Here is a 10,050-nt window from a genome sequence, read left to right on the forward strand (position 1 = left end):
GGGGTGGGCCAGGGACGGGGCGGCCGGGGTGCTGCCGGCCGGAGCGGGGTGGACCGTGGGCCGGTCAGCCCGGGATGGTGAACCGGGTGAGCGTGTGCAGGTAGCGGCTCAGCAACTCGTGCCAGCCGGCGGTGAGCGCCTGCCGGTACCCTTCGGCCGCTTCGCCGTGCCGGTCGAAGTGCCGGTGCTCGACCTCGATTCTGGTTCCGCCCGAACTGTCCGGCAGGAAGAGCACCTCGACCTCGCTGGCCTGCGCCGGGTCGGGCATCGGCACACGGTCCGGACCTATCTGCCAGGTGAACACCAGGCGCTTCGGCGGGTCCCAGGTGAGCACCCGGCCCCAGTCGCTGCGGAAACCGTACGGCCCGATCTCGTAGAGCATGCCGCCCGCCCGCGGCTCCATGCCCAGTTCGGCCAGCGCCGCCGGGCCGGACCAGGTGTATTCGCGCACCCACCAGTCGGTCAGCGCCCCGGTGAACACCGCGAATGCCTGCTCTGCGGTGGCTGGGGCGAGGAGCGCACTGCGGAGCGCGTACCGCTCGACGTCCTGCCGGACATCGGCCATCTCCTGTCCCATAGGCCCGGACCATACCGTCTGATGCCTCGGTGTGCAGCTTCGTGTTGTGCCCGCTTCCAGACGGTGGATCCCCACCGGGGTGGGGACATCCGGACCCGGTATGCGCGGCGAGTTCCGACCGGGCTCTGGCGATCTCGCGGTCACGCCCATCGACGACATGCAGATACCGGCGAGCCGCCGCCATGGACGAGTACCCGAGTCGCTTCATCAGGTCGGCCAGATTCGCGCCGGTCTGGGCAGCGAGGGTCTGTCCGGTGTGCCGTAGGTCGTGGTGTGCTCGGTCAGGTCAACGTCTGAGACGCGCAGGCCCGCGATTTCGCCGCGCCGCAGGCCGCACCACGCGGCTCAGGTGGCAACCGAGCTATTCAAGACGGCAGGACACTGAAACAACACGACCGGTCCCCGCATCGATGACCACCGTGACGGTCGACATGAGGTCCGGCGTGGCCGCCGGACGTTCTGGCTGAGCCGTCCGGGAAGGGCACACCGGGGCGGGGTGAACCTGCGGGTGGTGGAGCTGCGAAGATCCGTGCGGCTCACCAGTGAGGCAGCTAAGGCCCAGCGTCACACCAGCCGCGATGACGAACCACGGCTGTACGCGTCGCGGCGGTGACGAGGCGCGCTGCGACACTTCCAGGTCAATAACGGGCATACGGCACGCTAGCGCCTCGGATCGGCCAGGGAAGACCTCCGGAGGACCTGACTCGCGAAGCGGCGTGCGATCCACGTGCGACAAGTGGCGGCAACCGCCGGCCAGGAGCGGTCAACCACGGACAAGAGAGATCGACTCGATAGGCCACCAACAGCAAGATCCCCACCGGCGTTTCCGCTGGTGGGGATCTCTGTAGCCCGGCGAAAGGCTATGTGGCCAGGGGTGGGGTCGAACCGCCGACCTTCCGATTTTCAGGCACCCACGTTTCCGCAGGTCAGAGCACCGCCGGAGGTCGCCGTGCAACCTACGTGCATTTAGCTCCGCATCGTGATGTGTCGGGGCGTGCAACATCACCGTGCGCGGCGAGTTCCGACAGGGCTCGGGCGATCTCACGATCACGCCCGTCGACGGCGTGTAGGTACCGGCGAGCCGCAGCCATGGACGAGTGCCCGAGTCGCTTCATCAGGTCAGCCAGGGTCGCGCCGGTTTGCGCGGCGAGGGTCTGCCCGGTGTGCCACAGATCATGGAAGGTCAGATCATCCAGACCGACCTTCTTCCGCGCCCGGACGAACGCCTGATACAAGGTGTTGCCCCGCAGCGGTGTTCCATCGCGACTCACGAACAGCCGATCCGTGCCCGCGTACTGCTCGAGGTGCAGCCGGACCAGCGGCACGACGTGCGGCGGAATGATGATCGTGCGCTTCCCCGCCTCTGACTTGGGATTTTTGTCGAACGCCTGACCAGGAGCGTGCAGCGGTTCGACGCGTGCCTTCCGAACCGTGATTGTGTGCTCGGTCAGGTCCACGTCTGAGATGCGCAGACCGGCGATTTCACCACGGCGCAGCCCGCACCACGCGGCGACGAGAACAGCGGTGCGGTAACGCGGGTTGATGGCGTCGACCAGGGCGACGACCTGAGCCGGTGTGGCGACTGGTCGCTCAGCGAGGCGCACCGTTCCGGCACCCGGAATCTGGCACGGGTTCCGGGCGATGATGCCCTCACGCACAGCGGTGTTCATGACCATGCGCAGGAAGCGGTACGACTGAGAGATAGAGGTGCGCCCGCCCTTGCCCCGCAGGGCGGCAGCGTGCCACTCCCGGACGCGATTCGCCGAGAGCTCACGAAGCGGCACGTCGACCAGGGGTGCCAGGTGCAGCCGTAGGTTCCGCTCGCACGTCTCCCGCCATCGAACGCCGATGGCCCAGCCGAGCCATACGTTCAGGCTGTCCGGTCCGTGGCTCCTGAGCCCGCTGCCGTCACGATCAGCCACGTCGACCTGATCGAGATGCACCGGGACCGGCACATGTATGAGTGGCAGGTCGTCGCCCGAATGCCGCTCAGTCAGCTCCGACGGTGTGCTCGGCCTTCGAGGCGACCGTGTAGTTGCCGAATTCCGCTCTATCAGATCAAGGCGGCCCGCAAGCGGGCCGCGCCGGCCCGGCCCCGGCCTGCTGGCGACCTCCGGCCGGCATCGGCCACGCTTCGGACGACCAAGCCCTTGAAGACCTCGCGGCTCCGTCCCGAACCCCGACCCTCCTCAGAGACGCCGCCGCAGATCACCTCGCCGGGCACCACAAGGGCTACCAGCCTCCCCTGACGGGGCCAAGGTCGTTCGTCCGGTAGGGCGCTCCACCTTGTTCCCGTCAGGGGAGGCTGGACGGTCTGCGACTGCCCGACGAGGAGATCCGCTTCAGCGCTTGGCCTTGGTCTGTTACGCGTCAGCCCACCGTGAATATGCGTGAACACTTGCTCAGAGCATCGCGCTCCCAGTCGCTTCCTACGAGAGCGACGGGGTAGCTGACCTTTCTGCCTTGCTTGTCATCGGTCTCGACTGATAACCCTAGCGGCAGCGGCTCTCGCTGGAGGCGTGCGACCGAGCACTCGAACCACAGCTCGACCGCGAGCTGACCGGTGCTGCCAGGGGGTAACAGCCGGGGCGATCCGATGCTGTGTATTACGACGCCCGGCCTCTCTGCATGAACCCCACGAACGGTGATCGGCCCAGGGCCGGCGTTGGCCAACGCCAAATACCCGGACAGTCGGACGGAACCCTCGGAGGCTGCGCTTCCAGAGTCGGCCGTTTGAGGGAAGGCCACGAGTGCGACCACGGCGTTCCGCTCCCGCTGATTACGCGAGTCTCGCAGTTGGCTGACACCGAAGCCGCCAAGCACAACGCCGACCACGAAGGCGGCGACGAGCCGCAGGGGCACCTTCTGTCTGACCATGAGGCGGTCATGGGCGGGGGTACCCGACTTCGCCGACTGGTGATTGTGCTCGTCCAGGTCGATCGCTGCGTGCTCCGCAACATGGGCGTCAGCCTAGGGTCTCTTCATCTTCACACCAGCAGGTCGCCCGGTCGTAGAGCCGCCCGTACAGCCAAGGCCATCCGTAGACGCCGACCAAGCCCGACAACGACGGACAGGCTGACCAGGCGTGCAAAGCCGGACCAGCCATCCCTGATGTTCTTCTAACCGGAAGGCCAGCATGGGCCATCCGTGGGCCAGTAACCGTGGCGCGCAGCGGGCACGAGCGGGCATGAGACGCAACCGGACCGGCCGCCGCCCGCAGGCGTTTCGGGCATCGCGACGGCCTGAGCAAACTCTTCCAAACTGACGATCTGCGTTCGCGGGCCGCTCGAAACTAGTTCCCACCGCCACCTGCATCGCCGCCAGCGCCCCCGTCTGGCGGAGGGTGAAGCAAATCAGGGGGCCCGTCGTCGGACCGGGAGTTTCGGGGCTTCAACAGAGCGCTCACCATGAGCACCAGGAGGGGCAGCAGGATCGCGACAACGACAACAAGCCTCACCGTCTCGATCACTGACACCACGAAACGAGCCTACGATCGCCGGGGGGTGGAGTCCAGGCGGCGCAGTCCGCATCTAGTCCGCAAGAGGGCGACGGACAGCGGGGGAGTGGTGAGAGATGTCGAGAGGCGTTTCCGCTGCTAGACCATCATATGCCCAGGTCGACGGATCGCCCATCTTGATCTCATAATCCCTCGGTCGCGGGTTCGAGTCCCGCCCGCCCCACCGCGTAACATGATCTCGCTGTTGACCTGCGCCTCCATGGTTCGCATGACTGAAGCATGGCCTGGTGCGTATAGCTTGAGCTATAGTTTGCCTGTGACCAATGGGCCGGCCAACCGCTGGGCGATCAGGACGACAGGCGAAGTCCGTGACTGGTTACGGGCCCTGCGTCGGACCGACCCGGCGGCGTACCGGTCGGTGAACGCGGCAATCGACATGCTCGCCGAGACCGGCCCGGGTCTGGGGCGTCCGCTGGTCGATACTCTTCGGGGTTCGAGCATCAGCAACCTCAAGGAGCTGCGGCCGAGATCCGGCCGCGACGTCGCTATCCGGCTTCTGTTCGTCTTTGACCCCTGGTCGCAGGCGGTGCTGTTGGTCGCCGGCAACAAGGCCGGAGACTGGACGCGCTGGTACGAGAACGCGATCCCGATCGCCGAGGTGGCATACGAGGGTTGGCTTGCGTTCGAGAGGAAACGGAGGGAGGGCTGATGAGCGACTTCCATGACTGGGACGACATCCGCGCCGAGTTGCACGATGGGGACGACGACGCGCTCGATGTGGAACGTGCCCGCACCGAGGCCTGGGTCAGCGCGTTCCACCTCGCCGAGGAGCGCAAGCGTCTCGGTCTCACCCAGCGGCAGGTGGCCGAGCTGATGGGAGTCACGCCCGGCCGGGTGAGCCAGATCGAAAACGGCGACCTGGACGCCAACGAGGTGGCAACCCTCAGCCGGTACGCACGAGCGCTCGGTGCCCGGATGCGGATCATCTTCGACTACGGCAGCGACCTCCGTCAGATCGCCTGATCTCCGCCAGCCTCAGGTGACATCGCGTACGGCGAGGCCAGTCGCTTCGGTGAACCATGCCCACGGAACCTCAGGCAAGTCGAGGTCATCGGGCACCGTCTGGCACCCGTGATCTGGGCAATTTCAGTGGTAGCGGGTCACCGGCGATCGTGGCGGTGTGGTTCGCATGGTGGTACCTCCGGCCCACCTCGTTAAACCCTGCTTAGCCAGGGGTGACGGGGATGGCAGCAGAAGCGGGAGGCGGTCAGGCCCACCGCTTCGGGTACCACCTTAGGACCTCTTCCGCAGACTTCGGCGGCTTGGACTCCCTCTCCCGCCACGCGGCAATGGCAGCCGGACCATGACCCACCAGTCCCCCGGCGAGGAGAAGTGGCGACGTGACCTGTTCGGGCCAGCCCAGCCACAACCCGACACCCGACGCAAGCAGGAGCAGAAGCCCTGCGAGCTGCGTCATCCGGAGACGCGGGCGCTTCATGCCTGCAAGTCTACGTTTGATCGACAACGAGGCCGAGTCCCCGAAGCTGGCAGCGGCGACGGGATGGCGGCAGAAGCGGGGACGCGTGCAGCGAACGTGCAACGAGCAGCGGTGATCAAGGGTCAAGAGCGGTCAACCAAGGGCAACGGCGACCGACGCAGCGAGGGCACAAAAGCAAGATCCCCACCGGCGTTTCCGCTGGTGGGGATCTCTGTAGCCCGGCGAAAGGCTATGTGGCCAGGGGCGGGGTCGAACCGCCGACCTTCCGATTTTCAGTCGGACGCTCGTACCAACTGAGCTACCTGGCCGTGGTGCTCGGACCATGCTACCCGAAGGCGGGGTCTCCGCCGACAAGGTAGCTGCTCCGATACGCAGAACGCCGCGCTATGGTTTACGCGGCGTTCTGCGCTGGCGGTCCTGACGGGACTTGAACCCGCGACCTCCGCCTTGACAGGGCGGCGAGCACTCCAACTGCTCCACAGGACCTAGCTGATGTTGCCTCCGGGCTGAGCCGGACCGTGCCCCCAACGGGATTCGAACCCGTGCTACCGCCTTGAAAGGGCGGCGTCCTGGGCCGCTAGACGATGAGGGCGGCCCCGCCATCATTGCACACTCGCAACGTCAGGCGGACTTGCTCCCATCCGGCCCCGCCGGAGGCATGAGAAGCATATGCCATGCCCGGTCGCTCGGCCAAACCGGTATGGCCACGGGCACAGTCGCCGACTAAACCGCAGCTCAGGGTGGTTACTACCGGGGTGGGGCGATGCCGAAGCGGCGGTTCAGATCGGCGATCAGGTGCGGGCAGGCGGCCAGGGTGCGGCTCCGATCGCCCCCGCCGTCGTGCATCAGCACGATCCCGCCGGGGCGTACCCCGCTGACCACCCGCTCTCGCAGCACGGGGACGGTGGGCTTCGCCCAGTCCCGCGGGTCGACGCTCCAGTGCAGCGACCGCATACCGAGCTGCTTCGCCACCGCCACCACCTCCGGGGTCCACCGGCCGCCCGGCTGCCGGTAGAAGGGCACCTTGGCGCCCGGGACAGCCGCCCGGATCGCCTGCGTGGTGCGGGTCAGGTCGGCCCGGATCTCCGCCACCGGCCGACGACCGAGATCGAAGTCGTGCCGCCAACTGTGGTTGCAGAGCTGGTGCCCCTCCCGGACGATCCGCCGCACCAGCTCCGGATGCTTACGCACCTCGGTGCCGACGAGGCAGAACGTGGCCTTCACCCGGCCGGCCCGAAGCTGGTCGAGTACCTTCGGCGTCCAGGTCGGGTCCGGGCCGTCGTCGAACGTCAGGGCGACCGTCCGTACCCCAGTGGCGCGTTCCAGGCCGGCGGGGAGCGCGGTCGGCGCCGGGCGCAACCGTGGCCTGGGTCTGCTGGTGCGGGCCGGCGACGGGGTCGCGTCCGGCTGCGCGGACGGCTGTGCCGGGGCGGACGGGGTCGGTGCCCCCGAACCCCGCTCGGCCGGTTGCCCGTCGCCGCAACCGACGACGAACAGGATCAGGCCGAGGGTGGCAACCAGCACGATACGTGCACGCATCGTCACTCCGAGGGGTTCGGGTACGAGGACGGCCCCGACGGTAGTGGACGAACGGCGAACCCGGCAGGGCAGGTCACTCTCTGGTGGGGTGGTCCCACGAATCGCGTACGGCCAGCGCCAGGGAGACCGCGGCGGTCAGGTCGACCGGGCGGATCACCCCGGCGGGAAGCGCGTCGGCCCGCCAGCCCGGCCCGGCGGCCAGCACCAGTAGCGGCCGGCGGGGTGCCGCGAGCAGCGTGGTGAGCTGCCCCGGGTCGGCGGTGGCCATGGTGTGCGACCAGATCACCGCCGCCGCCGGGCCGGTCCGGTTGACCGCCTCGACCAGCGCCGCCACCGGCACCCGCGCCCCCAGCATCCGGTACGACACCCCGGCCTCGGCCAGCGCGGCGGCCAGCGCCTCCAGCGGCAGGGTGTGCTGCTCCTCGTCGGCGCAGGAGAGCAGGATCCGGGGTGGGGCGGTGGCCTTGCCGGCGCGGGCCACCGCCGCGAACGCCTCCGAGACGCACCGGGACATCAGGTGCTCCACCTCGATCAGCCCGGCGGTGGCGGCGTGCCGCTCGCCGATGCCGGTCAGCACCGGCCGGAGCAGTCCGTCCCAGGTGGCGACCACGCCGTCCCGACCCAGGGCCTGCTCGATCGTCTCGCTGATGGCCATGGAGTCCAGCCGTACGGCGGCCCGGGCGAGGCCGCGAGCCGCCGGCCCGGCGCGGCCGACCGGAATGGCCCGTCCGCCACCGTCGTGGGCCGTACGCAGCCGCGACTCCCCGCCGGAGCTGGCCGCCGGGCCCTGGTTCGCCCAGCGGGCCGCCTCGGCCGGGGCGACCCCCTCGGCGGTGAGCCTCAGCATGACCTCCAGGCGCGCGAGGTCCGCCGGCGTGTAGCGCCGGTGGTGACCCGGGACGTGCTGACTGGGACCGAGGCCGTAGCGCCGGTGCCAGGTGCGCAACGTGGTGACCGCCACACCCAGCCGGCGTGCCACCGTCCCCGCGCTCATCGCCTCATCGGCCACCCGGCCGCTCCGGAGCGTCGTCCGCCGGTACGCCGGACGGGAGGGTGGGGCCGGCGGGTTCGTCGGCCCGCAGCAGCCGGCTCACCACCCCGCTCAGCCAGGGCGCGTACGCGTGCGGATCGGCGTCGATCTCGGCCATCAGCCGTACCGGGTCGACCCAGCGCAGCGCGGAAACCTCGTCCGGGTCCGGCAGCAGCGTCACGTCGGCCGGCACGTCGGCGCGCAGCACGTGGTCGTACTCGAACTCGATCCGGCCGGTGGCCGGATCCTCGGCGTGGTAGAGGTGGATTCCCACCTCGGTCAGCGCCACCGGACCGGTGCCGAGCTCCTCGCCCAGCCGGCGGTTGGCGGCCTCGGTCAGTGACTCGCCCGGCCCCGGATGCCCGCAGCAGGAGTTGGCCCAGCGCTGCGGGAAGCGGGTCTTCACCTCGGCCCGCCGCTGGAGCAGCACCCGGCCCTCCGGGTCGACCAGCAGCACGGAGAAGGCGCGGTGCAGCCGGCCCGGTGCCTGGTGCGCCGCGGACACCGTGGCCTCGCCCAGGGCGTGACCGCTGTCGTCGACCAGTTCGACCAGGTGCCCTTCCCTGGATTTCACCGACGCCACCCCCGCACCGGTGCCCGCCGCACGCCGGAGACCGTGGCCCCGGCGGCTCCGGTGATGCGGCCGGCGGCGAGCTTGCCGGAGATGAGCACCATCGGCACGCCGACCCCTGGCTGGGTGCCGGATCCGGTGAAGACCACGTTGGACAGGCTCCGGTGCAGGTTCGACGGGCGGAAGGGGCCGGTCTGGAAGAAGGTGTGCGCGGCGGCGAACGGTGTGCCGGCGGCCATGCCCTGCTCCTCCCACTGGGCGGGGGTGATCGTCCGTGACACCTCGATACCGTCGGCGAATCCGACGTACCCGCGCCTCTCCAGCGTTGCGACGAGTTGGTCGGCGTAGCGGCGGCCGAGCTCCCCGCGCCAGTCGAACGGGGCGCGTTCCAGGTTGGGTACCGGTGCGAGCACGTAGTAGGTGTGCCGACCCGCCGGGGCGACCGTGGGGTCGGTCCGGCTGGGGTTGGTCACCAGGAGCGACGGGTCGGTCATCAGTTCGCCACGCCGGATCACCTCGTCGAAGGTGCCCTTCCAGGCCCGTCCGAAGTGGATGTTGTGGTGGGCGATGCTGCCATACCCCTGCGCCGATCCGACGTGCAGGACCACGCAGGACGGTGAGTAGGTCAGCCGGCGCTGCCGACCCTCGGGCAGCAGGTCGCGGTAGGCGACCGGCAGATCCGGGTTGAGCACCACCACGTCGGCCGGGATCAGCTCGCCGTCGGCGGTCACCACACCGGTGGCCCGGCCGTTGGCGGTTTCGACCCGGGCCACCGTGGTGCCGTACCGGAACCGGACGCCGTGCTTCTCGGCGGCGCCGGCCATCCCGCGGGAGACCGCGTGGATGCCGCCGCGCGGGAAGTACACCCCGGCCACCGAGTCGAGGTACGCGATGACGCTGTAGATGGCCAGCGCGTCGTGCGGCGCGAGGCCGGCGTACATGGCCTGGAAGGAGAAGATCCGTCGGGTGCGCGGGTCGGCGAAGAACTGGTTGATCTTCGTCTGGAGCCGGCGGAACGCGCCGTTGGTCAGCAGCCGCACCAGGTTGGCGGTGAGCAGGTCGGTCGGCCCGTCCAGGTTGCGGTCGATGAAGTCGGCCCGCTCCCAGCGCCACAGGTTGCGGGCGTAGTCGACGAACCGCAGGTAGCCGTCGGCCTCGCGGGGGCCGCAGACCCGGGATATCTCGGTGGCCATCCGGGTGGTGTCGGTGATGACGTCCAGCGTCGAGCCGTCCGGGAAGTGCGTCCGGTACGCCGGGTCGAGCGGGACGAGGTCCAGCCAGTCCTCCAGCTCCTCGCCGACCGCGCCGAGGGCCTCGGCGATCAGGTCGGGCATGGTGAGCACGGTGGGGCCGGTGTCGAACTCGTACCCTGTCTCTT

The 10,050-nt window shown here is 69.3% G+C and carries 9 protein-coding genes and 3 tRNA genes; 2 read left to right on the plus strand and 10 right to left on the minus strand.

The genetic code is table 11. The annotated features are described in order from the left end of the window. Positions 1 to 64: 64 nt before the first annotated feature. The 3 genes from E1193_RS26260 to E1193_RS26270 all read right to left on the minus strand — a co-directional run bounded on the left by E1193_RS26260 (position 65) and on the right by E1193_RS26270 (position 3,454). Positions 65 to 577, minus strand: coding sequence for an SRPBCC family protein (locus E1193_RS26260; protein WP_132185863.1), 513 nt, complete (start codon positions 575 to 577; stop codon positions 65 to 67). Positions 578 to 1,533: 956 nt separating this feature from the next. Then, complete coding sequence (locus E1193_RS26265; protein WP_207922871.1) at positions 1,534 to 2,520, minus strand: site-specific integrase; 987 nt, start codon at positions 2,518 to 2,520, stop codon at positions 1,534 to 1,536. 427 nt (positions 2,521 to 2,947) lie between these two features. Next, the gene (locus E1193_RS26270; protein WP_132185865.1) at positions 2,948 to 3,454 is read right to left on the minus strand and encodes a hypothetical protein; all 507 of its coding nucleotides are present in this window, start codon (positions 3,452 to 3,454) and stop codon (positions 2,948 to 2,950) included. An 812-nt stretch (positions 3,455 to 4,266) separates the two neighbouring features. On the opposite strand from E1193_RS26270, the gene E1193_RS26275 reads away from it, so the two are divergent. Continuing rightward, entirely contained in the window at positions 4,267 to 4,743 is a 477-nt protein-coding gene (locus E1193_RS26275; RefSeq protein WP_347877048.1) for a type II toxin-antitoxin system RelE/ParE family toxin, read from the plus strand. Then, complete coding sequence (locus E1193_RS26280; protein ID WP_132185866.1) at positions 4,743 to 5,057, plus strand: helix-turn-helix transcriptional regulator; 315 nt, start codon at positions 4,743 to 4,745, stop codon at positions 5,055 to 5,057. The genes E1193_RS26275 and E1193_RS26280 overlap by 1 nt, the downstream gene beginning before the upstream one ends. Positions 5,058 to 5,766: 709 nt before the next feature. Here the strand turns inward: E1193_RS26280 and E1193_RS26290 are convergent. From E1193_RS26290 to crtI, 7 genes are all read right to left on the minus strand, one after another. Continuing rightward, positions 5,767 to 5,840 (minus strand) — tRNA-Phe (locus E1193_RS26290). A gap of 101 nt (positions 5,841 to 5,941) precedes the next feature. Beyond that, positions 5,942 to 6,018, minus strand: a tRNA-Asp gene (locus tag E1193_RS26295). A gap of 33 nt (positions 6,019 to 6,051) precedes the next feature. Further along, positions 6,052 to 6,124 (minus strand) — tRNA-Glu (locus E1193_RS26300). A gap of 155 nt (positions 6,125 to 6,279) precedes the next feature. After that, a complete protein-coding gene (locus tag E1193_RS26305; RefSeq protein WP_132185867.1) occupies positions 6,280 to 7,071 on the minus strand; it encodes a polysaccharide deacetylase family protein in 792 nt (263 codons plus the stop codon). Positions 7,072 to 7,144: 73 nt separating this feature from the next. Further along, complete coding sequence (locus tag E1193_RS26310; protein ID WP_132185868.1) at positions 7,145 to 8,080, minus strand: MerR family transcriptional regulator; 936 nt, start codon at positions 8,078 to 8,080, stop codon at positions 7,145 to 7,147. Then, positions 8,070 to 8,675 (minus strand): isopentenyl-diphosphate Delta-isomerase, encoded by a 606-nt coding sequence (gene idi / locus E1193_RS26315; protein WP_132185869.1) that lies wholly within the window; start codon positions 8,673 to 8,675, stop codon positions 8,070 to 8,072. The genes E1193_RS26310 and idi overlap by 11 nt, the downstream gene beginning before the upstream one ends. After that, on the minus strand, positions 8,672 to 10,050 hold a 1,379-nt coding region (gene crtI / locus E1193_RS26320; RefSeq protein ID WP_132185870.1), incomplete at its 5' end, for a phytoene desaturase family protein. The genes idi and crtI, both read right to left, overlap by 4 nt.

This window comes from Micromonospora sp. KC606 (assembly GCF_004348675.1).
GTDB lineage: Bacteria > Actinomycetota > Actinomycetes > Mycobacteriales > Micromonosporaceae > Micromonospora.

Excerpts from the sequence above, each read along its gene's own strand:
- E1193_RS26280 (WP_132185866.1), top strand. The coding sequence starts at position 4,743 with ATGAGCGACTTCCATGACTGGGACGACATCCGCGCCGAGTTGCACGAT.
- E1193_RS26270 (WP_132185865.1), bottom strand. The coding sequence starts at position 3,454 with ATGGTCAGACAGAAGGTGCCCCTGCGGCTCGTCGCCGCCTTCGTGGTC.
- E1193_RS26305 (WP_132185867.1), bottom strand. The coding sequence starts at position 7,071 with ATGCGTGCACGTATCGTGCTGGTTGCCACCCTCGGCCTGATCCTGTTC.
- E1193_RS26275 (WP_347877048.1), top strand. The coding sequence starts at position 4,267 with ATGATCTCGCTGTTGACCTGCGCCTCCATGGTTCGCATGACTGAAGCA.
- E1193_RS26260 (WP_132185863.1), bottom strand. The coding sequence starts at position 577 with ATGGGACAGGAGATGGCCGATGTCCGGCAGGACGTCGAGCGGTACGCG.